This is a genomic window from Pseudomonas sp. PA-5-4B, assembly GCF_021606215.1.
Taxonomy (GTDB): Bacteria; Pseudomonadota; Gammaproteobacteria; order Pseudomonadales; family Pseudomonadaceae; genus Aquipseudomonas; species Aquipseudomonas edaphica.
Map to the genome: position 1 here is coordinate 21,214 of NZ_WKDB01000017.1, position 26,628 is coordinate 47,841.

Genomic DNA, 26,628 nt, shown 5'->3' on the forward strand with positions numbered 1-26,628 from the left:
TCATACTAGCCATGTCCCCACGTCATGGCTCACGCACGATGAAACGCCTTCCGCCGCTGCCTGCGCTGCACACGTTTTGGGTCACTGCCCAGTGCTGCAACTTCACCCGCGCCGCCGAGCAACTGCACATCACCCAGGGCGCAGTGAGCCGCCAGATTGCCGGCCTGGAAAGCCATTTGGGTTACGCCCTGTTTCAGCGCCAGGCACGGGGCTTGAGCCTCACCGAAGAAGGCCGCGAGTGGTCACTGCGTGCGCAGCAAGTATTCGGCCTGATCGGTGACGCGGTGGAGCAGATCGGCAGCCGCCGCGCGACCCTGCAACTCAAGGCCTCCACCTGCGTGATGCGCTGGCTGCTGCCGCGCCTGTTGCAATGGCAGAAGGAGCGCCCGGATGTGCCGGTGGAACTCACCACCACCGTGGCCTATACCGTGGACTTTCGTCGTGAGCAATTTGATGCGGCGGTGATCTATGCGCCCATCGCCGAGCAGTCGGCTGAGGCACGGCACCTGTTTGATGAGCAACTTACGCCAGTGTGCGCACCGGCGCTGCTCGGCGCTTTGGATACCCCGGCAGACTTGCAGCAACAAGTGCTGCTGCACCCCACGCGGGACGAGCGGGATTGGGCGTTGTGGTTAAAGGCGGCGAATACGCGGTTGAGCAACCTGGCCCAGGGGCATCATTTCGAGACGCTGGACCTGGCCATGACGGTGGCGTCACAAGGCTCAGGTGTGGCGATTGGCGACAGTGCGCTGATTGGTGAGGATGTGAAAGCCGGGCGGCTGGCGACGCCGTTTGAACTGCGGGTGCCGACGGGGATGGGCTATTACCTGGTGTACCCGCCGGGGATTGAGCCGTCGGCTGGGCTGCAAGCGTTGATGGCGTGGCTGGTGAGCGAGGCACACGAGTCCTAACACTGAGTATCCAACTGTGGGAACCGGGTTTGTGTGGGAGCTGGCTTGCCTGCGATGCGGGCAACTCGGTCTATCTGTTAAACCGAGCTGATGCCATCGCAGGCAAGCCAGCTCCCACACAAGCCAGCTCCCACACAAGCCAGCTCCCACACAAGCCAGCTCCCACACAAGCCAGCTCCCACACAAGCCAGCTCCCACACAAGCCAGCTCCCACACAAGCCAGCTCCCACACAAGCCAGTTCCCTCAGAGTCAGTAACCGACGGTGAAGCGTTGGCGCGAGTGCTTCGGCGATTCCACTTCGTCGATCAGGGCGATGGCAAAGTCAGCAAAACTGATCCAGCTACGGCCCTCGGCGCTTACCAGCAGATCATCCTGGCCCAGACGGAATTTCCCGGTGCGCGCGGTTTCAACAAACTCCGCCGATGGCGACAGGAAGGTCCAATCCAGTTCTTTTTCCTGACGCAGCACGTCGAGAAACTCAGCCCCGGCGCTGGCTTCGGCTTTGTATTCAGCCGGGAAACCCTCGCTGTCGATCACTCGACTGCCACCTGGCAACAACAGCGAACCCGCACCGCCCACCACCAGCAGGCGTTTCACGCCGGCTTTTTTTACCGGGCCGATCACGGCGCTGGCGGGCAGGGTGGCGAAGTGCGCCGCACTGATCACCACGTCGTTGCCGCTCACTGCTTGCTGCAAGGCCGTTGCATCAAGGGCGTCGACCTTTTTAACGGTAAGGCCTGGGCGTGCGGCCAGCGTGTCGGTGTTACGCGCAATGGCAGTAACGGTATGCCCACGACGCAGCGCTTCTTCCAGCAGTTGGCTACCGGCACGGCCGGTGGCACCAATGATTGCAATCTTGCTCATGACGTTCTCCAGTACGTTAGGGTTTAAAACCAATCACCACTTCATTTCGCCCTTGGCGACTTTGGCACCCAGTTCCAGGCTGCTTTCGTCTTTAAGGTTCGGGTAACGCTTTTTCATCGCCGCGATCAGCGCAGTCGAATCCTTGGCCTTGGCGGTCTCGATATCGAAGGCCTTGATGTAGTCGGCGGTAAAGGCCACGGACTGCACGGTCGGTGTGCCCAGGTAGTGGCCAGGGATCACGGTGGCCGGTTTCAGGTCCTGGATACGTTGCAGGGTGGCCAGCCAGTCGGTGTGGGATTTGGCGGATTGCGTGTCGGCCATCCACACGTGGGTGTTTTCAAACACCACGACGCCACCGACGACCGCCTTGATCGAGGGGATCCACACAAAGGTGCGCTCAGGTTGCGGACCGTCCAGGCCGATCACTTCCAGGCTTTTGCCTTCCAGCGTCAGGGTATGGCCCTGCAACACCTGCGGGATGATGGCTTTGCTTGGCTTGTCGTCGCCGAGTTTCGGGCTCCAGAATGCGATTTTTTGCTCGACGGTGGCCTTGATATGGTCCACCACCGGCTGGGTGGCCAGCACTTTGGCGTCGGGGAACGCGGCGGTCAGGGTGTCGAGGCCGAAGTAGAAGTCCGGGTCGCCGTCGCTGACGTAGATGGTGGTGAGGTGTTTGCCGCTGCTGCGGATTTTCTGCACCAGTTGCTCGGCTTGGGTCTTGCCGAACTGGGCGTTGACCAGGATGAGGTCTTTTTCACCGCTGACCAGTACCGAGCTGACCGGCATCATGGCCGAGGTGCCAGGGTTGTAGGCATCCAGCTTCAGGTCGGCAGCCGCAGCATGGGCAGCGAACGCCAGGGCGGCCGAAGCCAGGGCAAATCGTTTAAGTACCGAGATCATGTGCAGCTCCAGCAGCAGGTAAGTGATGCACAGAGCTTAGTTGCACCAAACACAACAAAAAATGCGATGCTTGGACATAGTTTGTTTCTAAAAGCGTGCAAATCATGGATCGTCTTCAAGCAATGCGGGTGTTTGTCACGGTAGTTGACCTGGGCAGCCAGTCCGCCGCCGCCGATCAGTTGGACCTGTCGCGGCCGGTGGTCTCGCGCTATCTGGCTGAACTTGAGGATTGGGTCGGTGCGCGCTTGATGCATCGCACCACGCGCAAGCTCAGCCTCACCGCCGCCGGCAGTGAAACGCTGCCGCGCTGCCGGCAAATGCTGGAGCTGTGCAGTGACATGCAGGCGGCCGTCAGTGAGCCGGATGAAGCGCCGCGTGGCCAGTTGCGCCTGAGTGTCAGCAGCTCATTCGGCCAGGCGCAGTTGGCGGATGCCGTGGCCGAATTCGTCAAGCGCTTCCCGTTGGTCAGCATCGACCTGCAGATGCTCGACCGCACGGTAAACCTGGTGGATGAGCGTATCGACCTGGCCATCCGCACCAGCTTTGAGCTGGACCCCAACCTGATCGCGCGCAAGCTCACGCTGTGTCGCTCGGTGATCTGCGCGTCACCGGCGTACCTGCTGGAGCATCCGCAGCCCCGGCAAGTCCACGACCTGGTAGAGCACAACTGCCTGACGCATTCTTACTTCGGCAAAAGCCTGTGGCACTTCACCGAGAACGGCGAGCCAGTGTCGGTGGCGGTGCAGGGCAATATCACCGCCAACGAGGCCACCACGCTGTTGCGGGTAACGCTGGCGGGCGCCGGAGTGGCGCGCTTGCCCAGTTATCAGGCGGGGGACTACATCCGCAGTGGCGAATTGATCCGGCTGCTGCCCGAGGCTGAGCCGCAGCAAATGAACGTCTACGCCGTGTATGCCTCGCGTAAACACATGCCGTTGGCGTTGCGCAGCCTGCTGGATTTTCTGGTGCTGCGGTTCCCGGAAGAGCCGGTGTGGGATATCGGTCTGTAAAGCCGACATAAAGATGTTGAATGACGCCCAATAATGGCAACTCGCCCTGACTGACCTATGCTTTAAACAGCACCGAGTCGATCTATTCAGAGGTGTGCCATGACCCTAAAAATTAGAAAGTACCTGATGATTTTCATCCTGTCCGCGCTGGCCACCGCGCTGTACGGCACGGCCGCCTATCGGGTTGAACAGACCCGTATGCAACCGACCTTTGCGATCAGTTGCCATCAGGATCTGTGTGTGCCGCGTACCGGTAGTTTCAGCGCGCTCAGGTAGGCTGTGATCGTTCCCACGCTCCGCGTGGTAATGCAGCCCAGGACGCTCCGCGTCCCGCGTCAATCGGCCTTCAGTTGCTCGCGAAACGCCTTGGGCGAAAACCCCACCCGGCGGCGGAACAGCCGGGAGAAGTTGGTCGGGTCGGAAAACCCCAACACCTCCGACATCTCATTGATGGTCATGCTGGTGTAGGTCAGCAAGCGCTTGGCTTCCAGCAACTGGCGGTCATGCATGATCTGCAAAGCAGGCTGGCCACCCAATTCCCTGCACGTACCGTTCAGGTGTGAGACCGAGATACCCAGCTTGTGCGCCAGGTCTTCAATCTTCGGGTGTTCGCGGTAATGCTGCTCGACCAACTGCGTAAAGCGCCGAAAATATTCACGCCCACGCGGCGCGCGCGGATGGCGGCGCTGGATCGCCTGGCGGCTGATCCACACCAGCAGCACGCTGACCAGGGCATGCATCATCATGTCGCGGGCCGGTTGTTCATCGGCGTACTCATCCTGCAGTCGGGCGAACAGGCTGTTGAGGTAATCGCTGTCCTTGCCGGCGGGGTAATTGCCCAGGGCCTGCAAACCGTCCACCGTCGCGCCCAACTGTGTCTGCAAATGGCTGACCAGCGGCGCGGCCAGCGTCAGGATAAAACCTTCCACATCTTCAGAAAACCGAAACCCGTGTACACACAACGGCGGCAGCACCTGCAAGGTGGCTTCGCTGAGGGTAGTACGCTGGCCTTCGATTTCCAGCTGCGCCTGGCCTCTGTGTACGTACAGCAACTGGCACAGGTCCGCGTGCCGGTGGGGTTGGATTTCCCACTGGTATTCCCGGCTCCGTCGGGAAATGGTTTCACAGTGCAACAAATCCGGAGTCGGCCATTGCTGACTTTCTCCGTAAAGCTTGAAGACCGGAATCGCGGTACTGGCAGTTTTGGTCATGGTTTCAATCCGATACTCAGGATAGTGGTGCGGTAATCGCCCCAATTGGCAAAAAGCGCAGGCTTTGTCTCAGTTTTCACCTTCTTATGGCGGCCACTCAAGTGAAAAATGATCAGCAACAGGATGAATGACAACTCTTTCACCCTATCCGTTCGGGTGAAGCTTGCGAGCCATAAAAATAATGAAAACGCTGAAAACCCAAGTCGCCATTATTGGCGCCGGTCCCTCCGGATTGCTGCTCGGCCAACTGCTGCATAACGCTGGTATCCAGACCCTGATTCTAGAGCGCCAGAGCGCCGATTACGTGCAAGGCCGTATCCGCGCCGGTGTGCTGGAACAAGGCATGGTCGACCTGCTGCGCGAGGCGGGCGTCAGCCGACGCATGGACACCGAAGGCCTGGTGCATGACGGCTTTGAGTTGGCGCTCAATGGCCAACTGACCCATATCGACCTCAAAGGCTTGACCGGCGGTCAGTCGGTGATGATCTACGGCCAGACTGAAGTCACCCGCGACCTGATGGCCGCCCGCGAGGCTGCCGGGGCTGTGACCCTGTACGAAGCGCGCGACGTGCAGCCCCATGACCTTAAAACTGATCGGCCCTGGCTCACCTTCGAACATGCCGGCGAAACCTATCGCCTGGACTGCGACTACATCGCCGGGTGCGACGGTTTCCACGGGGTGGCGCGCCAGGCGATTCCGCCTGAGGCGTTGCAGGTGTTCGAGCGCGTCTATCCGTTCGGCTGGCTGGGCATCCTCGCCGATACACCGCCGGTGCATGACGAGCTGGTGTATGCCAAACATTCGCGTGGCTTTGCGTTGTGCAGCATGCGTTCGCCGACCCGCAGCCGCTATTACCTGCAGGTGCCGGTCGATGAGCCTCTGGATGATTGGTCGGATGAGCGTTTCTGGGCCGAGCTGAAAACCCGCCTGCCCAGCCAGTTGGCCGAGCAACTGGTCACCGGGCCGTCAATCGAAAAAAGCATCGCGCCGCTGCGCAGCTTTGTGGTGGAGCCGATGCAGTACGGGCGCCTGTTCCTGCTCGGTGACGCCGCGCATATCGTGCCGCCCACCGGCGCCAAAGGCTTGAACCTGGCGGCCAGTGATGTGAGCACGCTGTTTCGGATCATGCTCAAGGTGTACCGCGAGGGCCGCGTGGACCTGCTGGAAAAATACTCGGCCATCTGCCTGCGCCGGGTGTGGAAGGCCGAGCGGTTTTCCTGGTGGATGACCTCGATGTTGCACCAGTTCCCGGACGCCGACGGCTTCAGCCAGCGAATTGCCGAGAGCGAGCTTGAGTATTTCATCCATTCGCAGGCGGGGCGCAAAACCATCGCAGAAAATTACGTCGGACTTCCTTACGAAGCTATCGAGTAGCCTGCTATCGTATCCAGCATTCCCGCAGGCTCTTCCTTGCCTGCGGGCCTTGCTCGAAGGTTCTGCCGTGACCAGCCTCAACCAACCCGCTCAGCCCGTTCCTGCCGTTCGCAGTGTGCTCGCCGCCTTGATGCTGGCGATTTTCCTCGGCGCCCTGGACCAGACCATTGTCGCCGTGTCCATGCCGGCGATTTCCGCGCAGTTTCACGATGTAAACCTGCTGGCCTGGGTGATCTCCGGCTATATGGTGGCGATGACCGTGGCCGTACCGATCTACGGCAAGCTCGGCGACCTGTACGGGCGCCGGCCGATGATGTTGATCGGCATGGGTGTGTTCACCCTGGCCTCGCTGTTTTGCGGCATGGCGCAAAGCATGGAGCAGTTGGTGCTGGCGCGGATTCTCCAGGGCATCGGTGCCGGCGGGATGATCTCGGTCAGCCAGGCGATCATTGGTGACATCATCGCGCCCCGTGAGCGTGGGCGTTACCAGGGCTATTTCAGCAGCATGTACGCGGTGGCCAGCGTGGCCGGGCCGGTGCTGGGCGGCTACATGACCGAATACCTGTCGTGGCGTTGGGTGTTTTTGATCAACCTGCCGCTGGGCGCCGGGGCCTGGTATGTGGCGCACCGCACACTGGTAGGGCTGCCGGTGCCGCAGCGCAAGCCGATTATCGATTACCTCGGCACCGTGCTGATGATCATCGGCCTGACCGCCTTGCTGCTGGGCATCACCGAAATCGGCCAGGGCCATCATTGGCGTGACGAGCAAGTACTGGGGCTGTTGGCCTGCGCGTTGGTGGCCTTGACGGTGTTCGTGTGGCACGAACGCCGGGCGCGCGAGCCATTGTTGCCGATGCACCTGTTCGCCAATCGCAGCGCAGTGCTGTGCTGGTGCACGATTTTCTTCACCAGCTTCCAGGCGATTTCCCTGACGGTGTTGATGCCGTTGCGTTATCAGACGGTGACCGGCTCGGGGGCCGACAGCGCCGCCTTGCACTTGCTGCCATTGGCCATGGGCTTGCCGATGGGGGCCTATTTCGCCGGGCGCATGACCTCGGTGACCGGGCGTTATAAACCGATGATCCTCACCGGCGCATGCTTGAGCCCGCTGGCGATTCTCGGCATGGCCTACAGCGCGCCGCAGGCGGTGGAGCTTACGGCGGTGTTTATGCTGCTGTGCGGGATTGCGGCGGGGATGCAGTTTCCGACGTCCCTGGTGGGTACACAGAACTCGGTGGAGCAGCGCGACATTGGCGTGGCCACCAGCACGACTAACCTGTTCCGCTCGTTGGGCGGGGCGGTCGGTGTGGCATGCATGTCGGCACTGCTGTTGGCGTTGTTGCAGGATTCCAGCTTTGCGCATTTGGCCAGCGGCGCGCTGGGGGCTGAAGGCAGTTCCGGCAACGTGTTGCTCGACGGCCTCAACGCCGCGCCGGGGCCTGCGCAGGATGCCTTGCGCGGGGAGCTGGCGGTGACATTCCGGCATTTGCTGATGGTGAGTGCGGCGGTGTCGTTGCTGGGGTTGGCGGCGGCCATTGCGATGCCCAATCGTGTGCTGCGTGGGCGTGAAGACAAAGCACGTTAACTGACACAACGATGATCAAACTGTGGGAGCAGGCAAGCCAGCTCCCACAATGGATTGCATTCCAACTCAGATCAGGGGCTGTAGTACCCAACCGCCACCATAAAATGCCCGGCCTTGCGCACGTACGCATGCTTGTTCTCAACCTTGTCGGTCACCGGGTTCTTCCACCGGTACTTGTATTCACCCTGATCCTGCTCGGCCATCAGCTTCAGAATGGGTTCACCCACCGGCTTGCCATCCGGGTCTTTGATCTTGCGAAAGTCGGTATTGACCAGTCGCAAGTTGGTGCCATGCGCCACATACCGCCCGGTGTTCAGATCGACCACAAACACATACAAATCATCCTGCAGAAACCCGCCCTGCAATGAGTTGATCGCCTTGAGCGTGCCTGCCTCATCCTTGACCAGCGCCTTCACAGCCTTGTTGCGCAACGCTCGGGCCTGTTCCGGTGTGGCCCGTGGCAGGTAGTAACCCACCGCCAGGATGCGTTCACCCACGCGCTGATAAAACACGTGCTTGTGCTCAACCTTGCCGTCGTTCCAGTTCTGCCAGCGGTAGTCGGCTTGTTGGATGCCCTGGCCTTCGGGCACGGTCAGCGCCTGTTTGAACGAAGCTTGCAGGTCTGGCCCGAGCACCTCGGACACATCACGGCCGATCAATGCGGAGGAAGGCCCGCCGCTGGCTAACAACACGCCCTTGGTGTCGACCACGAACACATAGCGGTCATGGTCGATAAACTCACCCTGGCGGCTGAACGCGGCGAAGGCTTTGTCGCCGTTGCTTTGGAAGTAAGTCACAGCCTTTTCCAGTAGAGCCTTGGCGGCCCGAGCGTCCTCATCCTGAGTGGTCGCGTGCACCTGGCTGAACCCCAACAGCAGCAGGCAGGTGAGTCGGAGCAATCCCTTCATTACCGATCCCTCGTTATGGTTGATGTGAGCACAGCGTAGACGGCTCCTGCTCAGGGCGCCGCCAGCCACTGATTGACGATGCCTTCATACACCCCGGTGGCCATGCTCAGGTGCAGCCACTGGTCGACGTAGCTTTTCCACGCCACATCATCGCGGGGCAGCAGGAAGGCCTTTTCGCTGTATTGCATCTGCCGCTCGGGGTTGACCGCACACAGCCCAGGTTTCTGTTTTTGCTGGAAGCGCGCTTCGCTGGCGTCGGTGATCATCACGTCGGCTTTGCCCGCCAGCAGTTCGTCGAAAATCGTCACGTTGTCATGCAGGCGGATTTGCGCCTTGGCCAGGTGGGCGCGGGCAAACACCTCGTTGGTGCCGCCCGCCGGCTCGATCACACGCACCTGCGGCTGGTTGATCTGCTCGACGCTCTGGTAGCGCTGTACATCGGCGCAGCGCACCAGCGGGATCTTGCCATCGACGCCGAGAGGCTGGCTGAAGAAGGCTTTTTTCTGGCGTTCCAACGACACCGAAATACCGCCCACCGCGATGTCGCAGCGCTGGGCGAGGAAGTCCGGCATCAGGGTTTTCCAGGTAGTGGGCACCCATTTGATGTTGGCGTTGAGGCTCTTGGCCAGGGACTCGACCATGGCGATATCAATGCCTTCGTAGCGCCCGTCGGCTCGCAGCGAGGTGTAGGGCTTGTAGTCGCCGGTGGTGCAGACGGTGAGGGTGCCGTTTTGCAGCACCTCGTCCAGGCGTGAATCGGCCAGGGCGTGGGTGGCCACGCTTGCCAGTAAACAGAAGGCCAGGGGAGCTTTCATGCGGTCAAATCCTTGGGGCATGCTCGGGTCGCCATTATTTCCAGCTATGCGCAGGGATGGCAATTGTTTAGCCAGGCTGCAACCAAACTCCGTCAACCCTGAATTGAACAACCTTTGTGGGCGTGTGACGCTGCCGGGCATCTACCTCACTGTGAATCTCGCATGGACGGCTCCCCTGACACTCACCTCGCGACACTGCCGTCCGCGCTGGCCTTCTGGGCCTTGTTCCACTGCCGACACGCGCGCCCACCGGATACCTTTCTCTTACGTTGATTTGCCCCATGAATGACGCGCACCTGTGCGCCTGCCTGACGCAAACGTATGAGAGTTCCCATGAGTGTTTTTGCCAGCCTGCAAGAAGCCCAGTCTTTTCTTGAACAGCACTCGGACATCGAAATGTTCGAGCTGTTTATCCTCGACAACAACGGCGTGCCACGCGGCAAGTTGCTGCACCGCGATGAGCTGCTGGCGGTGTATGAAAGTGGCCGCCCGTTGCCCAGCACCATCCTGGGCCTGACGATTAACGGCGACGACGTGGAAAACTCCGGGCTGGTGTGGGAAGTCGGCGATATCGACTGCCGCGCCTACCCGGTCAGCGGCAGCTTGCAGCGTATGCCGTGGCGCCTGATCCCCACAGCCGCCGTGCAAGTCAGCATGCACCCCACCGAAGGCTTGCCGGCCACCGTGGCTGACCCTCGGCATTTGCTGGCCAAGGTGATCGACGACCTCAAGGCCGACGGTTATTACCCGGTGATGGCGGCGGAGTTGGAGTTTTACCTGCTCGACCAGAAACCCGACAGCAACGGCCGCCCACAACCGGCACGGGATGTGGACGGCAATCGCCCGCGCTCGACCCAGGTGTACGGCCTGCGTGAGCTGGAGCAAATCGAGCCGTTCCTGGCCGACCTCTACAGCGCTTGCAAGCTGCAAGGCATTCCGGCGCGCACGGCGATTTCCGAGTATGCGCCGGGCCAGGTGGAAATCACCCTGGAACATCGCGCCGATGCCCTGCAAGCCATGGACGAAGCGGTGCGCTACAAGCGTCTGGTCAAGGGCGTGGCGCATAAGCACGCAATGACCGCCTGCTTTATGGCCAAGCCATTCGATGACTTGGCGGGCACCGGCATGCACATGCATGTGAGCCTGGCGGATGCCCAGGGCAATAACCTGTTCGCCAGCGAGGCCGCCGATGGCACGCCGCTGCTGCGCCAGGCGGTGGGCGGCATGCTCAGCACCTTGCTCGATTCGCTGCTGATGTTTTGCCCGAATGCCAACTCTTATCGGCGCTTCCAGACCAACAGCTATGCGCCGCTGGCGGCCACCTGGGGCGTGGATAACCGTACCGTCAGCTTGCGCGTACCGGGCGGGCCGGCTCATTCGCGGCATATCGAACACCGGATTTGCGGGGCCGACGCCAACCCATACCTGGCGGCTGCTGCCATCCTGGCGGGTATTCACCGAGGCATTCGCGAGCAGCGCGACCCCGGTGCGCCGGTGGAAGGTAACGGATACGCCCAGGCCAAGGAGTTGCTGCCCACTGACTGGCTGACCACCTTGCGTGCGCTGGAGGGTTCAAGCTGGGCACGGGAGGCGTTCGGCAGTGAATTCCTCGGCGTCTATTTGGCGGTGAAACGTGAGGAATATCGTCAGTTCATGGGGGAGGTGGGCGAGCAGGATTGGCGCTGGTATCTGCATCAGGCGTGATCCGCTGGCAGCAGATTTGGATACACCGAAGAGCTGCTTTTCTGTGGGCGCTGGCTTGCCTGCGAAGGCATCAACTCGGTGTACCCGATGTACCGAGGTGCCAGCATCGCAGGCAAGCCAGCTCCCACAGTCGAACGTCGGTGTTTTACAGGCGTCACGGTTTCAACCTTTTTTTCACGTTGCAGTGGTTAAGCTGCGGATCAAGGTCGTTCACCACCGTTCCACCCACATGAGCCCGCGATGTCGCCACAACCTCCATCCTCTATCGAGATCGAATTCACCGAGCGCTGTGACCGCGAGCATGCGCAGGTCTGCGGCGACACGCGTCCGCCCGCGCTGCTCAAGCGTCTGGCGGCCTGGCGCGATGAACGGCTGGTGCGCCAAGCGTTGAAAGTGGCCGGTGAGCCTGGGTTGATCCTCGACCTGGCGTGTGGCTCCGGCCGGTTTTGGCCCGTGTTGGCCGAACACGTCAACCGGGTGATCCTGGCATCCGACAACTCCCAGGACATGCTCGACCATGCGCGCACCCATCACCCGGCGGCGTTGCTCAAGCGGGTCAAAACGTTCCAGGGTTCGGCGTTTTCCATCGGTCTGTCGGCCAACGCCGTGGACTGTATTTTCTGTTTGGAACTGTTTCGTCATGTGCCCAGCAGCGACGTACGCATGGCGCTGTTGCGCGAATTCCACCGTGTCAGTCGCGACACAGTGATTGTCGCGGTGAGCTCGCGCACACCGGTGGAGGACGAATTCCGCCAGGCCGGTTTCAAGGTTCTCCATCAGCAGGAGTTCCTGCCGGGCTCCAAGCTGTGGCGTGTCTACGTCTTGCGTAAGAGAGGCTAAGTCCCGCCTGTCGGACTATTCTTCCTCTCTTGTCAGAGTTTTCATGATGGTGTGTGCACTGCGGATGCTCGCAAGTCCCTTTCGCGATATATACTGCGCGCCATTCTTCAAGGGAGAGCCGTGTGGCCATCGATATTCACTGGATCTGCGACAACGATAGCCTCGGCCAGCATTGCGCCGAATGGCAGCAGTTGCCATTCGTCGCCCTCGACACCGAATTCATGCGGGTCGACACCTTTTATCCCATTGCCGGGCTGATCCAGATCGGTGATGGCGTTCGCGCTTACCTGATCGACCCCCTGACCATCGATAACTGGCAACCCTTGGCCGCCTTGCTGGAGAACCCGGCGGTGATCAAGGTGGTGCACGCCTGCAGCGAAGACCTGGAAGTGTTGTTGCGCCTGACCGGCAGCCTGCCGGTGCCGTTGTTCGACACTCAATTGGCAGCGGCTTACCTGAACCTCGGTTTCTCCATGGGCTACTCGCGCCTGGTGCAGGCTGTACTCGACATCGAGCTGCCAAAGGGCGAAACCCGCTCGGACTGGCTGCAGCGGCCGTTGTCCGAGACCCAGGTGAGCTACGCCGCCGAAGACGCGGTGCACCTGGCCGAAGTCTATGTGCGCTTGCGCCCGCAGCTGTCGGATGACAAATATGCCTGGGTACTGGAAGACGGCGCCGAACTGGTGGCCAACCTGCGCCGCGAAGTCGACCCGTATGAGGTGTACCGTGACGCCAAGCTGGCGTGGAAACTCTCGCGTGCCCAGCTCGCCGTATTGCGTGAGCTGTGCGCCTGGCGCGAGCAGCAGGCCCGTGCCCGTGACCTGCCGCGCAACCGCATCATTCGCGAACACTCATTGTGGCCCTTGGCCAAATCCCAGCCGGATAACCTCGCTGCGCTGGGCAAGATCGAAGACATGCACCCGCGCACTGTGCGTCAGGACGGCCAGTTTCTGCTGGACCTGATCAAGCGCGCCGGCAGCGTGTCGATGGACCAGTGGCCGCCCGCCGTGGCTGAGCCGCTGCCGGTGGACGCTGCTGTGCTGATCAAGCAACTGCGCGCCCTCGGCCAGGCCGAGGCCGAGCGCCTGGAGATGGCGCCGGAACTGATGCTGCGCAAGAAAACCCTCGAAGCCCTGGTCAAGAGCGGCTACCCCGATGGGCCTTATACATTGCCAGACTCGCTGCGTGGCTGGCGCCGCGAGTTGATGGGCCAGGCGCTGCTCGACAGCCTGGCCACTGCCGGAGAACAGCCTTGAAACGTATTTGCTCCATTTATCGCAGCTTGAAAAAAGACGGGATGTACCTCTACGTGCTCAAAAGCGATGCGCTGGAGCGTGTGCCGGAACCCTTGATGACTGCCTTCGGCAAAGCCCATCTTGCATTCGAGATGATACTCACGCCGGAGCGCAAGTTGTCGCGCGAGGACATTACCGTGGTCCTGGAAAACCTCGACAAGCAGGGCTACCACCTGCAAATGCCACCGGCCGAGGACGAGTACATCGAGCACTTGCCCGAAGAGCTGCTGCGCCGCAACGACCCGATGTAACCGGTCAGTGCCCTGTCCCGGGCACATTCTTTTATGGACTCGTATTCGTTTGGCGGTGGCCGTAAGGAAGCGGGCGGCCGTCTGCACTGTTTTTGAAAGGTTTGAACCATGCGTGTTCTGATTGCTGAACAGGATCACCCGCTCTACGCCCAATTGCTGAGCGAAGCGGCCCCGGACCTTGAGGTGCTGACCAGCGGCGACTCGGCCGAATTGTCGCGCCTGGCCGCCGATTGCCCGGTTTGGCTGGGCCAGCCGGACCTGCTCGCCACCTTGCTGCGCCAGGGCCATAAGCCGCAATGGTTGCAATCGACCTGGGCGGGTATCACGCCACTGCTGGCCGATGGCTTGCCGCGCGACTATCGCCTGACCCGCGCGGTCGGCATCTTTGGCCAGGTCATGGCCGAGTTCGTGCTCACCTATATGCTCGGCCATGAGCGCGAAGTACTGGCGCGACTGGTCAGCCAGGTCGAGCGCAAGTGGGACAACCGCATGGGCCAAAGCCTGGCGGGACGCAAGGTGCTGGTGGTTGGCACCGGCTATATCGGCCAGAGCGTTGCTGATTTTTTGCTGCCGTTTGGCGTCAAGCTCTACGGGATTGCCAGCAGCGCGCGGGAACAGGCACCGTTTATCGAAGTGGCCGGGTTGGACCAACTGAGCCGGCTGGTGGGCGAGGTGGACTACGTGATCAACCTGCTGCCGAACACGCCTGATACCCATGATTTGTTCAACGCGGCGCTGTTCAAGCAATTCAAGCCGACGGGGTTGTTTATCAACGTCGGGCGCGGCGTGGCGGTGGTCGATGCCGATTTGGTCGAGGCGCTTAAAGAGGGGCACTTGGCCGGTGCGGTGATCGACGTGTGCCGTCAGGAGCCTTTGCCGCAACGCCATCCGTTCTGGACCGCCTGGGGCTTGCTGTTGACCGGGCACAGTTCCGCGCCGACGTCGCCGGGGATGATGGTGGAATTGTTTGTGCAGAACCTGCGGGCTTATCAGGCCAAGGATGCACTGCGCGGGGAAGTCAGCTTCGAACGCGGCTATTAAACGTGTGAGCTGGGCTTATGTGGGAGCTGGCTTGCCTGCGATAGCATCACCTCGGTCTACCTGATTCACCGAGGTGCCTTCATCGCAGGCAAGCCAGCTCCCATACAAACCAGCTCCCACACAAGCCCGCACATATTGGATCTATGCAAGGCTTACAGGCTGAAATCACCCTCGGACACCAGTTCGCTCAGCGGCCGACGCGGGCTTGGCGCTTCACGACCTTGCAGGTACTCCGGCAAGCTCGACTTGTCCCCCAGCTTGCCCACGGCCACAGCCGCGTGCAGGGCATAACCTTCTGGAATCTTCAGCTCTTTGCGGGTCAGCTCCTGATCGAAACCGGCCATGCCGTGGGTGTGCCAGCCGCTGAGGCTGGCTTGCAGCGCCAGGTGGCCCCACGCCGAACCGGTGTCGAAGGTGTGCCACAACGCCGGGGTTTCTTCGCTGGCGCCGGGGGCGGTAAAGTCGGTTTTTGAAGCGATGATCACCAGGGCTGACGCGTGTTGCGCCCAACCACGGTTGAATTCATTGAGCAACCCCAGGAAACGCTCCCAGTTCGGCGTGTCGCGGCGCGCGTAGAGAAAGCGCCATGGCTGCGAGTTGTAGGCCGACGGCGCCCAGCGTGCGGCTTCGAAGAAGCTCAGCAGCGTCTCCTGCGGGATGCTTTCGCCGGTAAAGGCGCGGGGCGACCAACGTTCGGTGAATTGGGTGTGGATCGGGTAATCGGCAACGCGTGTCATGGGCAGTTCCTGATCGTCAATTCGGCCTTCAAAGCTACTGCGCGCCCACTAGACTGACAAGTGTTGTTACACCGCCAGTCGTAAGCGCTTGGCCCCAGGCGCCTTGGGCACTAGACTGGCGGCCTTTTCACCTTCCGATACTGATGTAGAGCCATGGCCGCCAAAGTCGAACCTTTCTGGATACGCAAAACCCTTGAACACCTCGACCAGGAGGAGTGGGAGTCGTTGTGCGACGGCTGTGGCCTGTGCTGTCTGCAAAAGCTTGAGGATGAAGAAGACAACAGCGTCTATTACACGCGCATCGCCTGCAAATTGCTCGACCTGAAAACCTGTCAGTGCAGCGACTACACCAACCGCCGCGCCTCGGTGCCCGATTGCATCCAGCTCACGCCGGGCCAGGCCGACCAGTTCAAATGGCTGCCGCCGACCTGCGGCTACCGCCTGGTCAGCGAACGCAAGGACTTGCCGCTGTGGCATCACCTGGTGTGTGGCGACCGCGATGCTGTGCACCATGAACGCATTTCCCAGTCCGGGCGCATGCTCGCCGAAGGCAGCGTGCCCGAAGATGACTGGGAGGATTACCTGATCTTCCGCGCAGGCTGAAAAAGGAGTGTGTATGAGGGTGGCAACCCGGCTGGCGGCATCCTTGGTGCTGCTGGCACTGAGCCTGCCTGCGTGGTGCGCGAAGAAAGTCGACCTCGATTATCACGTCAAGCTGCTGCCCCAGAGTGATCAGGCCGAGGTCCGCGTGAGCCTGTCCCAGGGCTCGGCTGTGCGCAGCCTGAACTTCGACCTGGGCCGTGACGGCGACTACAGTGACTTCAAGGCCGACGGCCAATGGCAGGTCACCGGCAGCCGTGGCCTGTGGCAACCCAGCGCCGACAAAGCCAGCCTGACTTACCGCGTGCGCCTCGCCCATGCGCGCAAGGCGGGCGTGTATGAGGCGCGGATGACGCCGAGCTGGGCGCTGTTTCGCGGCGAAGACCTGGTGCCGGTTGCGCGGCTGGACCAGCAGGACGGTACCGAGTTGGTGTCGCGCCTGATGTTTGAATTGCCGGCCGGCTGGAAGAGCGTCGAAACCGCCTGGCCGCGTATCGGAAAGCACAAGTTCCGTATCGACAATGTGTCCCGCCTGTTCGACCGGCCTACCGGCTGGATGCTCGCTGGCAGCCTCGGCAGTCGTCGCGTGCGCCTGGGTGAAACCGACGTCACCGTGGCCTCGCCCAAGGGGCAGGCCATGCGCCGGATGGACGTGCTGACGCTGCTGACGTTCGTCTGGCCGCAAGTCGAAGCCGCACTGCCACGCCATCCTGCCAAGCTGTTGATCGTCGGCGCCAGCGACCCGATGCGCCGTGGCGCTTTCTCATCGCGCGATTCGATCTACCTCAACAGCCGCACGCCGCTGATCAGCGAAAACGGCAGCAGCCCGTTGCTGCGCGAAGTGGTGCAAGCCATTGGCCGTTTTAACGACCACGATACCAGTGACTGGATCAGCGAAGGGTTGGGCGAGTATTACGCCATTGAACTGCTGCGGCGTGCCGGCGGCATTACCGATGAGCGGTATGCGGCGATACAGACGCGGTTGGCCAAGGAGGGCAAGGGCGTGATCAGCCTGCGCGGCAATCAAGTCAACGCTGCGACCGTGGCGCGGGCGGTGCTGGTGTTGCAGGAGCTGGACCGCGAGATCCGCGTAAAGACCCACAACAAGCGCTCGCTGGATGATCTGGCGCAGGCGGTGATGCGGGCGAACAGTGTTAATACGGCGCAGTTTGTGCAGTTGGCTGAAAGTGTGATCGGCGAGTCGTCGGTGGTGCTGGACAACAAATTATTGCGTTGACCCAAAACAACTGTGGGAGCTGGCCAGCTCCCACGGTTGATTGGGGTTGGCCGGGCTATTTAGTGGCTTTCTCCGCCGCCACTTCAGCCTTGGTCTTCAAGTTCTTCAACTCTTCGCCCGCGCGTTCGATCTTGGTGCGCACACTGTTCATTTCCTGGCGGCCTTGCTCCAGCTTGTCCTTGAGCGAACTGTGCCCGGTCACGCCGCGCACCAGCGCCACGCCACCAATCGCCACCTGGATCAGCCCGAAGATGCCGCCACGGCGCAGGCCTTTGCCGACCATCATCACACCGCCGGCCACCGAAAGAATGCGTTCCGACCCGTGTACGTTTTGCTCGCTTTTGGGGGCTGGTTGCAGGTGTTCGATGATAGGTCGCAGGGTTTTGCTGTCGCTCATGGTTTGTCTCCAACAAAGGCAAGTGTAAGTAGCTGACTGTTTGCAGGCGCCGGATGTTCCCGAAATATCAGTACTTGGGGCCTGAGCGGGTGTTGTTGCCCTTGGCCAGACGGTCGTACAGCACCACATTGACGGTGGCGGCAAGGTTCATGCAGCCGGTGGTCGGGATGTACACCACGTCTTCACACCAGTCGCGGATCTCTTTGTCCAGCGAGCCGTCTTCGGGGCCGAAGATGTACAGCGCGCGGTCCGGGTGCGTGTATTCGGGCAGCGGGCGGGCGCCTTCCACCAGCTCTACGGCGACCGGGATACAGCCCAGCGGCAGGATCTTTTTCAAGTCATCGATGCCGATCAACGGAATGTCGTGGTGGACCTTCTTGGTGTCGGTGATGAAGTCCCGGGCGCGCTCGTAACGCACGCCGGTGTAAAACACCGAGGCCACGCCGTAGCAGCCGGCGGCGCGCATCACCGAGCCGACGTTTTCGGGGGATTTGGGGTTATACAGACCGATGCAGCTGTAGCGTTTATTGCCCACGGGGAAGGGTGCCTTGGAGGAAAACCGCGATTATACGGCCTTGGAGGCATGTGTTGCTTGGGCGATCGCTATCGCGGGCAAGCCCGGCTCCCACACTTGGGATGCATTCCCCTGTGGGAGCTGGCTTGCCTGCGATGCGGCCCGCACAGGCAAAGAAGGGCTTCAGTCGTCCTTCTTCATCAACCCCGCCAACGCCGCAAACGGGTTGTGCGTCGCCTTGGCAATCGTCGGGCTGCTGGTGGAGCCTTCGCCGAAATACTGCTGGTCGGTGTAGCGCGAGTGTTCGTTGTCGTGGCAGTACAGGCACAGCAACTCCCAGTTGGAACCGTCCTGGGGGTTGTCATCATGATTGTGGTTGCGATGGTGTACGGTCAGTTCGCTCAAGCGTTTGCCGGCAAACTCACGGGCACAGCGGCCGCACACGTGCGGGTACATCTTCAAGGCTTTGTCGCGGTAGCCCATTTCCCGGTCGCGCTGGGCATCGGCGAGGATGCGGTCCAGCTTGGCGGTGTGGGAGGGCGGGTTGGTCGAGCTCATCATGGCTCCTGGCTATTTGGGGGTTCACGGATAGGGTTGATTCTAGCCGCTCGCGAGGCAAATGACCGCTGGCTTTTTCAGCCGCGGTACAGCTGCGCTTGAGCGAACGTTTGTAGTATCGGCATATTCACTTCACAAGGATCTGAAACCTATGCGTGTGTACACATGGACCGCAGCCCTGCTGCTCAGCGCCCTGGCCGCTCAAGCCCAGGCGTTCTCCACACCCAAGCCCGGCCAGGTGATCGAGGTGGCCCTTGAGCAACTGCACCCGACCCAGGCCGTGGTGGGCTTTGACCAGATCTACTACAGCCTGGGGCTGTTCGCCGACAAACCGGCCAAGGTGTTCGACGAATACTGCGAAACCAACGGCCAGGGCGCCGCCGACAACGTGCCGAAGAAAGCCGACCTGCACCAACCCGATAGTTTCACCTGCAAAGACCCGGTGGGCACCCACCCCGACGACATGAAAACCGTGGTGGTTGGCCCCGGTGGCCAGTTGTACCTGACCGACGGTCACCATAGTTTTACCACCTTGTGGGAAGTGCCCGGCGGCGGCCCGCAGCTGAAAATGTGGGTCAAGGTAACCGATGACTTCAGCAACAGCGCCGACATGAATACCTTCTGGCAGCGCATGGAGGCGGCCCGCAAGGTCTGGCTCAAGGACAATCAAGGCCAGACCCTGCCGCCGCAACAGCTGCCTGCGCACCTGGGCTTCAAGAACCTGCAGGACGACACGTTTCGCAGCCTGGTGTATTTCACCCGCAAGGCCGCCTATGGCAAGCCGGACGATGGCGCGATTGCGCCGGAATTCCTGGAGTTCTACTGGGGCAATTGGCTGCGTACGCAGATTGATTTGAAGGCGTACAACCTGAACAAGAAGGGCGGCTATAAGGACGCGATTGAGGCGGTTGCCAAGCGCATGGTCAGCCTGGCGCCGGGTTCACAGGTGGGCAGCAGCGGTTTTACTGCCAGGCAACTGGGCGGTATGACCCAACTGGACCAGGGCGAGCTGGACAAGACCTTCGAGAAAAAAGTGCCGTATGTGATCGACTATCGAAAATCCCGGGGCTGACACGGGACCAAAATGTGGGAGCTGGCTTGCCTGCGATGCTGGCACCTCGGTGATTCAGGTAGACCGCGGTGATGCTATCGCAGGCAAGCCAGCTCCCACACAAGCCAGCTCCCACACAAGCCAGCTCCCACACAAGCCAGCTCCCACACAAGCCAGCTCCCACACCAGCGGGCTCCTACAGGTTTTTTTTTGTGTCAGCGGGCCTCAGCCCTTGAGCTTCTCGGCAATCCAGATGGTATGCCGGGTGCCCTTGTTGCCATGGGCGAACACCTGCACTTCCTCGGCCTTGAACCCGGCCTTGCGCAGTTTGTCGCTGAACAGCTTGTCGGCGCTGGCTGACCACACCGCCAGCACGCCTTTAGGCCGCAGCGCTTTGGCACACGCGGCCAGGCCACCGGCCGAATACAGCCAACTGTTGGCTTTTTGCGTCAGGCCTTCGGGGCCGTTGTCCACATCCAGCATGATCGCGTCAAAGCCTTGCGGCTCGGCCTGCAGCACCTTGGCCACGTCTTCCATGCGGATCACCGTGCGTGGGTCCAGCAGCGGGCGGCCGGATTTTTCCCCCAGTGGGCCACGGTTCCATTCCACTACGCCAGGCACCAATTCCGCTACCACCACTTCAGCGCCCTTGCCCAAATGCTTGAGTGCCGAGGCCAGGGTAAAGCCCATGCCCAGGCCGCCGATCAGCACCCGCGAACCCGGCCGACCGGCGACTTTACGGCAAGGAATCTCCGCCAGCGCGTCTTCGGAACCATGCATGCGCGTGTTCATCAACTGGCCGCCGTCACCGCCCTGGATCTTGATGACAAAATCCTCGCCGTATTCGAACAGGCACAAGGCACCGCCGTTGTCGGGGATTGGGGTGGTGTCGAGCAGAACGAAACGTTTCATGGAAATCTCATTGGGAAGGGCATTCTTGCGCGGTTGGGAGTAGCCTTACGACATTCCGGTCAGGCCATGGAGCCATCGATGAAGTGCAGCATTCTAACGGTCATTGCGTTGAGCGCGCTCACATTGGGTGCGGCGCAGGCGCAAGAGGCGCAAACGGTGCCCGTGGCGCCTACGCCAACCCCCGGTGCGCCGGGCACGCCGACGCCCACCTTGTACCCGCAAGTCACTCCGCCCGTGGCGCCCAAAACCACCGCGAACGGCTCACCGGCGCTGGTGCCGATTGTGTTGCCAACGCCGCCCAAGGATCAGACGGTGCCTGGCCTGCTGCAAAATGACAGCAAGCCGAAGACGCCCGGCGGTTAAAATTGCTGGGACAGTAATTGCCCGTCGGCCATGCGCAGGCGCTTGGACAAGGCAATCGCAATCGCGCGAATGATCTTGGCCGCTACCCTGGGGGCTTCGTTGAGCATTTTTTCCAGCGCATCTTTGCCCAGGTTCAACAGCACGCAATCACTGGCGGCCACGCAACTGGCGGAGCGCCGCTCGCCGTCAAGCACGGCCATCTCGCCAAAAGCCCGGCCACTGCGCAGGGTGGCGATGGTCAGGCGCTGGCCGGTGTGATTGGTTTTTTGCACGGCCACCTGGCCGCTGTGCAGGATGCACATGAAGGTGCCCGCATCGCCCTCGAGGAAAATCACCTCATCGCGGGCAATGCTGCTGATATTGAAGTAGCCGGCGGCCACGTGAAAATCTTCCGGTAACAGCGGGTCGAACAGGCCGCAATCCATGAGCATGTCGCGGATTTCGTTGTTCATCAGAGTCGGTAGTGGCATAGCTGCAATCTTGGTCCATCAATCAAGTCGGGCGGTCTTGTGTTCAGACAGGACCGCCTTGCTAAGTTCCTTAAACGAGCCCCAGGGCCTTGAAGACAAATCCATATTCGAGCGCTACGTCACGTAATCCCTGGTAACGCCCGCTCATCCCGCCATGGCCGGCACCGAGTTCAGTCTTGAGCAGCAACAGGTTGTGGTCGGTTTTGGTGTCGCGCAATTTGGCCACCCACTTGGCCGCTTCCCAATACTGCACGCGGCTGTCGTTGTAGCCGGCAATCACCAGCATGTGCGGGTAAGCCTGGGCCTGGACGTTTTCATAGGGCGCGTAGGCCTTGATGCGTTCATACACCTCGGGCTCTTGCGGGTTGCCCCACTCGTCGTACTCGGTAATGGTCAGCGGCAGTTCCGGGTCGAGCATGGTGTTGAGCACGTCGACGAACGGCACTTCGGCAATCGCCGCCTGGAACAGCTCCGGGCGTTGATTGAGCACCGCGCCGATCAACAGGCCGCCGGCACTGCCGCCGCTGATAGCCAGCTGCTTGGAGGTGGTCAGCCCTTCGGCGATCAAGTGCTCGGCGCAGGCGATAAAGTCGCTGAACGTGTTCTGTTTGTGTTCCTGCTTGCCATTGCGGTACCAGGCTTCACCCAGCTCACCGCCGCCGCGTACATGCGCGATGGCAAATGCCACGCCACGCTCCAGCAAACTCAGGCGCGCATGGGAAAACCAAGGGTCGAGGCTTGAGCCGTAGGCGCCGTAGCCATAGAGGTACAGCGGCGTGGGTTGGCCAAGCTGATCACGCTTGACCACCAGGCTGATCGGCACCTGAGTGCCATCTGCAGAAGTCGCCCACAGCCGTTGGCTGACATAATCGTCGGCGTTGAACACACCGAGTACCGGGGTTTCCTTGAGCACCACCTGCGCGCCGCTGGCCAGTTCAAGCTGGCGCACCTGGGCCGGACGGTTCAGGGCTTCATAACGCAGGCGGATCTTGTCGCTGGCAAATTCCAGGCTGTTCTGCACGTAAAGGCTGTAGGCGGCGTCAGGCAATTCCACGCGGTAGGCGCTCGAACCCTGCGGGTGCACTTCGATCACCGGCAGGCCGCCGATACGCAGACTCAAGGTCATGGCGCTGGCATTGAGGGTCACGCCGTCGAGCATCACGTCATCGCTGTGGGGGACCAGGTTCTGCCATTGATCCTCGCTTGGCACACTGCCAGTGTCGGCGGCGATGAACAGCGCATAGTTGATGCCGTCACGGTTGCTGCGGATAAACCAGGTCCATTGGTCATCCAGCATGCCGTGGTCGACATCGTATTCATGGTCTTCGACCCGTGGCGCCAGGCAGGTGAAAGCCTGCTGTGGCTGGTCGGCGTCCAGCGCCCAGATTTCGCTGGTGGTCTTGCTGCCCAGGGCCAGCAGCAATTGGCGCTCGGAGCTGGAGCGGTAGCAATGCAGGAAGAACCGCCCGTCGGGCTCGTGGAACACTTCCTGCGCTGCCGTGCCATCCAGGCGGTAGCGGTAAAGCTTGTGCGGGCGATGGGTGTCGTCCAGTTCGCCGAAGAACAGCGTCAGGCTGTCGTTGGCCCAGGTCATGCTGCCGTCGCAGTCTTCAAACTCCAGTTCGCTGACCTTGCCGGTGGCCAATTCCTTCACGTACAGGGTGTAAATCTCTTCACCGCTGGTGTCGAGGCTGTAGGCCAGGCGCAGGTGGTCGGGGCTGATGCTGAACGCGCCCAGGGAGAAAAAGCCGCCGTTTGCCAGCACATTCGGGTCCAGCAGCAATTCTTCGCTGCTTTCGTCCACCGTGTTGCTGTCATCCGCCGGGCGACGGCAGCGGTAGTGGCGGGCGTATTCATCACCGGCGGTGGTGCGTGTGTAATACAGGTACGGGCCCCACGGCGAAGGCAACGACAGGTCGGTTTCCAGGATGCGGCCCTTGATCTCTTCGAACAGGCTTTGACGCAGGGCTTGCTGGCCGGCGAGCTGGTCTTCCTGCCAGGCGTTTTCGGCTTTGAGGTAATCGAGGACTTCAGGTGTGTCACGTTCCTGCAGCCAGGCATACGGGTCCGGGCCTTGGGCCTTGCGGGCGATCGGGGCAGTCGATATAGGCATGGATCACTCTCTGTCTGGCGGATGGTGGCAGGCATTGCAGCCGAGACACGCAAAAGCCGTTATCATAGCCGCCTCTTTGCCAGCCTTGCCATGGACACCATGACCGAGAACGACTATCTGACCGCTTGGGGCCTTTACGCCTTCGCCGCTTTGGGCTGCCTGTTGGTGTGGTGGCGCATGACCCGCTGGATCTGGCGCTGGCTGCGTGAGCCGCTGCAATTGCTGATGGCGGTGTTGCTGTTCAGCCCGACCATCGTCGACCCGGTCAAGACCCAGTTTGCGCCAGCCGTGGCCATTACCGCCCTGGACCTGGTGCTGCACGTGGGCAATAACGCCTGGCGGGCCATCTCCGACCTGTTCATGTACACGATGATCGCGTTTGGCGTTTATATCGTGTTCGTGTTGATCCGCTGGCCCATCGAGCGTGCCGCCAACGCCCGCTGTGAGCGCAAGGCCGCCGCCGACGCCGCACTGGCCGCCGAGCCGGTAGACGAAGACGACGAACCTTTCCGTCGCCCGCCGCCTGCCGGCAATCTGCGGGTTGAGCCGCGTCTTTAACGTTGTAAGCCCTGCAGCGAGAGCCCTGGCATGTGTGAATTATTGGGCATGAGTGCCAACGTCCCCACCGATATCGTGTTCAGCTTTACCGGGCTGATGCAGCGGGGCGGGCGTACCGGCCCCCACCGCGACGGTTGGGGCATCGCGTTTTACGAAGGCCGTGGCCTGCGGCTGTTCCAGGACCCGGCCGCGAGCAGCGAGTCGGAAGTCGCCCTGCTGGTGCAGCGTTATCCAATCAAAAGTGAAGTGGTGATCGGCCATATCCGCCAGGCCAATGTGGGCAAGGTGAGCCTGGCCAACACGCACCCGTTCGTGCGTGAACTCTGGGGCCGTAACTGGTGCTTTGCGCATAACGGCCAATTGGCCGACTTCAACCCGCGCGCCACGTTCTACCGGCCGGTGGGCGACACCGACAGCGAAGCGGCGTTCTGCGACCTGCTCAATCGCGTGCGCGAAGCCTTTCCGGAGCCGGTGGAGATCGAGCAGGTGCTGCCGGACCTGATCGCCGCCTGCGCCGAATACCGCAGCAAAGGCGTGTTCAACTGCCTGCTCAGCGACGGCGACTGGCTGTTTTGCTACTGCTCGACCAAACTGGCGCAGATCACCCGGCGCGCCCCGTTTGGCCCGGCGCGTTTGAAAGATGTCGACGTGATCGTCGATTTTCAGGCCGAAACCACGCCTGATGACGTAGTCACGGTGATCGCCACCGAGCCCTTGACCGACAATGAAAACTGGACCCGCTACGAACCGGGCCAATGGAGCCTGTGGCGACGCGGTGAATGCGTCAGTCAAGGCGTTACCGAGTAAGGATATCGACCATGTTGCTCAGTTATCTGCGGTTGGTGCTGTTTGCCATTGGCTTGTTGGTCGGCGTGCAAGTGCCGGGGTTTATCAACGACTACGCCAAGCGCGTTGAAGCCCATTTGATCGAAGCCCAGACCGGCCTGCGCGGCTTTGATGCCACGGCGCAGCAGTTCTTCAATGGGGACTTGCAGGCGTTGGTGGCCCATTACCGCGCCAGTGATGACCCGGTGTTTCGCAGCGATGCCAACAGCCTGGGCACTTTGCTCGATCGTCAGGTGGCGTTGGACAAGCAGTTCCAGGCCATGCAAGGCCCGTGGTACATCCGCGCGCTGCAAGTGGCGGTGGCTGCCGACCCGGATATCCGCCTGGAAACCTGGAATGGCTACAGCTACCAGATTTTGCTGACGCCTGAGGCGATGGGCTGGGGTTTGGGCGGGGCGATGCTGTTGTCGTTCGGCATCGAATGCCTGTTTCGCCTGATCGACTGGGTGGTGTTGGGCGGCAAGCGCCTGCGCCAGAGCCGGCCGATCGAAGAGCGCGACCTTAAAGGCCTCTAAAGATGATCGTTCCCACGCTCTGCGTGGGAAAGATCATTGGCTTAGTACCATCCTTTCTTCGCCCACTTCCTCGGCATACCGCGCCACCACCTTCTGGCACAACCCCACAATCTCCTCCACCAACTCCACCCCCACACGCCACGACACCACCACCTGCAAGTTCGGCAAGCGTTGCGCCATTGGCAGCATCACCAACTCCCCACTGGCCAATTCCTCCATCACCAGCACCGGCGGTAACGCGCCAATCCCGAAGCCATCGCGTAGCAAGCGGGTAATCGCCGACACCGAGTTCACACAGTTCATGCGTGGCGAGGCCACCCCGTTGGCCTGCATCAGGCTCAGCACATCCTGGTGTGGGTGGGAATTTTTCGAGTAGGTGATGATGCGCTCCTGGGCCAGTTCGGCGAGGGAGGCGTAGTCACGGTTGTAGATGGAGTGGCTGGCGACTATCCAGGCCATGGGGTGGCTGGCCAGCTCCAGGCTGCGCACTGTTTCCAGGCGCAGCAGGTCGGTTTGCAGGATCAGGTCGAGGAAGCCTTTTGCAGCTGATCGCTGAGGTTAAGCGCCGTATCGGCGACCAGTTCGATTTCTACCCGCGGGAAGTGATCCATCAATTGCGCCACCAATGGGCTCAGCCAGGTGTGGATCACCGTGTCCATGGCACCGATGCGGATGCGCCCCACCTTGCTGCTGGTGGTCTCCAGGGACTGCTTCAAGCCCTGCATTGTGACCATCATCTGCTCGGCATAATCGAGCACCTTCAAGCCTTCCGGGGTCAGGCTGACGCCGCGTGAATCGCGCAGAAACAGCTTCACACCCAGTTCGCTTTCGAGCACGGCGATGCGGCTGGAAATCGAGGCCTGGGTGGTGAACAGCTTTTCGGCGGTCAGGCGAAAGCTCTTGAGCTTGGCCACCCAGACGAAAGTTTCGAGGAACTTCAAATTCATGGGATCAACTTTTCTTATGCTTGGATCGGTTTTTATTAGTTGGACGCCGCACCCGGCAAACGCCAAAAATCGAGGCATTCCACGATAAGCGCCGTTAGG

At 61.2% G+C, this 26,628-nt stretch carries 29 protein-coding genes and 1 pseudogene; 17 read left to right on the plus strand and 13 right to left on the minus strand.

The window, feature by feature from the left end:
* Nucleotides 1–38: 38 nt before the first annotated feature.
* A complete protein-coding gene (locus tag GIW28_RS10685) occupies nt 39–911 on the plus strand; it encodes a LysR substrate-binding domain-containing protein (RefSeq protein WP_236447732.1) in 873 nt (290 codons plus the stop codon).
* Between the two features lie 250 nt (nt 912–1,161).
* Here GIW28_RS10685 and GIW28_RS10690 read toward each other — a convergent pair whose 3' ends face one another.
* Together GIW28_RS10690 and GIW28_RS10695 are read right to left on the minus strand one after the other, a co-directional pair.
* Entirely contained in the window at nt 1,162–1,776 is a 615-nt protein-coding gene (locus tag GIW28_RS10690; RefSeq protein WP_169985526.1) for an NAD(P)-dependent oxidoreductase, read from the minus strand.
* A 33-nt stretch (nt 1,777–1,809) separates the two neighbouring features.
* Nucleotides 1,810–2,676: an MBL fold metallo-hydrolase gene (locus tag GIW28_RS10695; protein ID WP_176991229.1), complete on the minus strand. Its 867-nt coding sequence runs from the start codon at nt 2,674–2,676 to the stop codon at nt 1,810–1,812.
* A 104-nt stretch (nt 2,677–2,780) separates the two neighbouring features.
* Between GIW28_RS10695 and GIW28_RS10700 the strand changes: the two genes are divergently transcribed.
* The gene (locus GIW28_RS10700) at nt 2,781–3,686 is read left to right on the plus strand and encodes a LysR family transcriptional regulator (RefSeq protein WP_236446835.1); all 906 of its coding nucleotides are present in this window, start codon (nt 2,781–2,783) and stop codon (nt 3,684–3,686) included.
* Between the two features lie 99 nt (nt 3,687–3,785).
* A complete protein-coding gene (locus tag GIW28_RS10705; RefSeq protein WP_167353682.1) occupies nt 3,786–3,962 on the plus strand; it encodes a hypothetical protein in 177 nt (58 codons plus the stop codon).
* A gap of 59 nt (nt 3,963–4,021) precedes the next feature.
* Here GIW28_RS10705 and GIW28_RS10710 read toward each other — a convergent pair whose 3' ends face one another.
* A complete protein-coding gene (locus GIW28_RS10710; protein ID WP_017137374.1) occupies nt 4,022–4,897 on the minus strand; it encodes a helix-turn-helix domain-containing protein in 876 nt (291 codons plus the stop codon).
* A 190-nt stretch (nt 4,898–5,087) separates the two neighbouring features.
* On the opposite strand from GIW28_RS10710, the gene pobA reads away from it, so the two are divergent.
* Nucleotides 5,088–6,272, plus strand: a complete 1,185-nt coding sequence (gene pobA, locus GIW28_RS10715) for a 4-hydroxybenzoate 3-monooxygenase (protein WP_171045816.1) — start codon at nt 5,088–5,090, stop codon at nt 6,270–6,272.
* 67 nt (nt 6,273–6,339) lie between these two features.
* Nucleotides 6,340–7,857 carry an MDR family MFS transporter gene (locus tag GIW28_RS10720; RefSeq protein WP_169985528.1) on the plus strand — a complete coding sequence of 506 codons (1,518 nt, stop codon included), beginning with the start codon at nt 6,340–6,342 and terminating at the stop codon, nt 7,855–7,857.
* Nucleotides 7,858–7,928: 71 nt separating this feature from the next.
* On the opposite strand, the gene GIW28_RS10725 is transcribed toward GIW28_RS10720, so the two are convergent.
* Both GIW28_RS10725 and GIW28_RS10730 read right to left on the minus strand, forming a co-directional pair.
* Nucleotides 7,929–8,765 carry a cache domain-containing protein gene (locus GIW28_RS10725; RefSeq protein ID WP_017137378.1) on the minus strand — a complete coding sequence of 279 codons (837 nt, stop codon included), beginning with the start codon at nt 8,763–8,765 and terminating at the stop codon, nt 7,929–7,931.
* A 50-nt stretch (nt 8,766–8,815) separates the two neighbouring features.
* Nucleotides 8,816–9,580: a transporter substrate-binding domain-containing protein gene (locus tag GIW28_RS10730; RefSeq protein ID WP_186618444.1), complete on the minus strand. Its 765-nt coding sequence runs from the start codon at nt 9,578–9,580 to the stop codon at nt 8,816–8,818.
* Nucleotides 9,581–9,913: 333 nt separating this feature from the next.
* Between GIW28_RS10730 and GIW28_RS10735 the strand changes: the two genes are divergently transcribed.
* The 5 genes from GIW28_RS10735 (at nt 9,914) to GIW28_RS10755 (ending at nt 14,711) form a co-directional block, all read left to right on the plus strand.
* Nucleotides 9,914–11,284 carry a glutamine synthetase family protein gene (locus GIW28_RS10735; protein WP_169985532.1) on the plus strand — a complete coding sequence of 457 codons (1,371 nt, stop codon included), beginning with the start codon at nt 9,914–9,916 and terminating at the stop codon, nt 11,282–11,284.
* A 240-nt stretch (nt 11,285–11,524) separates the two neighbouring features.
* Nucleotides 11,525–12,124, plus strand: a complete 600-nt coding sequence (locus GIW28_RS10740; RefSeq protein ID WP_017137381.1) for a class I SAM-dependent methyltransferase — start codon at nt 11,525–11,527, stop codon at nt 12,122–12,124.
* Between the two features lie 122 nt (nt 12,125–12,246).
* On the plus strand, nt 12,247–13,380 hold the full coding sequence (gene rnd / locus GIW28_RS10745; protein WP_017137382.1) for a ribonuclease D: 1,134 nt from the start codon (nt 12,247–12,249) through the stop codon (nt 13,378–13,380).
* Nucleotides 13,377–13,670, plus strand: a complete 294-nt coding sequence (locus tag GIW28_RS10750; protein WP_017137383.1) for a YcgL domain-containing protein — start codon at nt 13,377–13,379, stop codon at nt 13,668–13,670. Before rnd ends, GIW28_RS10750 begins: the two co-directional genes overlap by 4 nt.
* 108 nt (nt 13,671–13,778) lie before the next feature.
* A complete protein-coding gene (locus GIW28_RS10755) occupies nt 13,779–14,711 on the plus strand; it encodes a D-2-hydroxyacid dehydrogenase (protein ID WP_236446839.1) in 933 nt (310 codons plus the stop codon).
* Nucleotides 14,712–14,863: 152 nt separating this feature from the next.
* On the opposite strand, the gene GIW28_RS10760 is transcribed toward GIW28_RS10755, so the two are convergent.
* Nucleotides 14,864–15,448, minus strand: coding sequence for a nitroreductase family protein (locus GIW28_RS10760; protein ID WP_017137385.1), 585 nt, complete (start codon nt 15,446–15,448; stop codon nt 14,864–14,866).
* Nucleotides 15,449–15,601: 153 nt separating this feature from the next.
* Between GIW28_RS10760 and GIW28_RS10765 the strand changes: the two genes are divergently transcribed.
* The gene (locus tag GIW28_RS10765) at nt 15,602–16,051 is read left to right on the plus strand and encodes a YcgN family cysteine cluster protein (protein ID WP_017137386.1); all 450 of its coding nucleotides are present in this window, start codon (nt 15,602–15,604) and stop codon (nt 16,049–16,051) included.
* Nucleotides 16,052–16,064: 13 nt separating this feature from the next.
* On the plus strand, nt 16,065–17,285 hold the full coding sequence (locus GIW28_RS10770; protein ID WP_017137387.1) for a hypothetical protein: 1,221 nt from the start codon (nt 16,065–16,067) through the stop codon (nt 17,283–17,285).
* 55 nt (nt 17,286–17,340) lie between these two features.
* Here GIW28_RS10770 and GIW28_RS10775 read toward each other — a convergent pair whose 3' ends face one another.
* The 3 genes from GIW28_RS10775 to GIW28_RS10785 all read right to left on the minus strand — a co-directional run bounded on the left by GIW28_RS10775 (nt 17,341) and on the right by GIW28_RS10785 (nt 18,754).
* Nucleotides 17,341–17,682: a YgaP family membrane protein gene (locus GIW28_RS10775; protein ID WP_017137388.1), complete on the minus strand. Its 342-nt coding sequence runs from the start codon at nt 17,680–17,682 to the stop codon at nt 17,341–17,343.
* Between the two features lie 67 nt (nt 17,683–17,749).
* Nucleotides 17,750–18,217, minus strand: a complete 468-nt coding sequence (locus GIW28_RS10780) for an RNA methyltransferase (RefSeq protein ID WP_003189607.1) — start codon at nt 18,215–18,217, stop codon at nt 17,750–17,752.
* Between the two features lie 162 nt (nt 18,218–18,379).
* Nucleotides 18,380–18,754: a YajD family HNH nuclease gene (locus GIW28_RS10785; RefSeq protein ID WP_003210675.1), complete on the minus strand. Its 375-nt coding sequence runs from the start codon at nt 18,752–18,754 to the stop codon at nt 18,380–18,382.
* 151 nt (nt 18,755–18,905) lie between these two features.
* Between GIW28_RS10785 and GIW28_RS10790 the strand changes: the two genes are divergently transcribed.
* Nucleotides 18,906–19,826, plus strand: coding sequence for a ParB/Srx family N-terminal domain-containing protein (locus GIW28_RS10790; protein ID WP_099548661.1), 921 nt, complete (start codon nt 18,906–18,908; stop codon nt 19,824–19,826).
* Between the two features lie 204 nt (nt 19,827–20,030).
* On the opposite strand, the gene GIW28_RS10795 is transcribed toward GIW28_RS10790, so the two are convergent.
* Nucleotides 20,031–20,717, minus strand: coding sequence for a spermidine synthase (locus tag GIW28_RS10795; RefSeq protein WP_099548662.1), 687 nt, complete (start codon nt 20,715–20,717; stop codon nt 20,031–20,033).
* Nucleotides 20,718–20,795: 78 nt separating this feature from the next.
* Between GIW28_RS10795 and GIW28_RS10800 the strand changes: the two genes are divergently transcribed.
* A complete protein-coding gene (locus tag GIW28_RS10800; protein WP_026013726.1) occupies nt 20,796–21,080 on the plus strand; it encodes a hypothetical protein in 285 nt (94 codons plus the stop codon).
* Here the strand turns inward: GIW28_RS10800 and GIW28_RS10805 are convergent.
* Nucleotides 21,077–21,550 carry a cyclic nucleotide-binding domain-containing protein gene (locus GIW28_RS10805; RefSeq protein WP_017137392.1) on the minus strand — a complete coding sequence of 158 codons (474 nt, stop codon included), beginning with the start codon at nt 21,548–21,550 and terminating at the stop codon, nt 21,077–21,079. The genes GIW28_RS10800 and GIW28_RS10805 overlap by 4 nt on opposite strands.
* A 70-nt stretch (nt 21,551–21,620) precedes the next feature.
* Nucleotides 21,621–23,663, minus strand: a complete 2,043-nt coding sequence (locus tag GIW28_RS10810; protein ID WP_170040555.1) for a S9 family peptidase — start codon at nt 23,661–23,663, stop codon at nt 21,621–21,623.
* 21 nt (nt 23,664–23,684) lie between these two features.
* On the opposite strand from GIW28_RS10810, the gene GIW28_RS10815 reads away from it, so the two are divergent.
* From GIW28_RS10815 to GIW28_RS10825, 3 genes are read left to right on the plus strand one after another with little or no spacing between them, the layout of a single operon-like run.
* Nucleotides 23,685–24,221, plus strand: coding sequence for an MFS transporter (locus GIW28_RS10815; protein ID WP_236446843.1), 537 nt, complete (start codon nt 23,685–23,687; stop codon nt 24,219–24,221).
* 30 nt (nt 24,222–24,251) lie between these two features.
* Nucleotides 24,252–25,028, plus strand: a complete 777-nt coding sequence (locus GIW28_RS10820; RefSeq protein WP_017137395.1) for a class II glutamine amidotransferase — start codon at nt 24,252–24,254, stop codon at nt 25,026–25,028.
* 11 nt (nt 25,029–25,039) lie between these two features.
* Nucleotides 25,040–25,582, plus strand: a complete 543-nt coding sequence (locus tag GIW28_RS10825) for a DUF2937 family protein (protein ID WP_099548664.1) — start codon at nt 25,040–25,042, stop codon at nt 25,580–25,582.
* A gap of 33 nt (nt 25,583–25,615) precedes the next feature.
* Here the strand turns inward: GIW28_RS10825 and GIW28_RS10830 are convergent.
* Nucleotides 25,616–26,529 (minus strand): annotated as a pseudogene (locus GIW28_RS10830) (LysR family transcriptional regulator).
* Nucleotides 26,530–26,628: the final 99 nt, after the last annotated feature.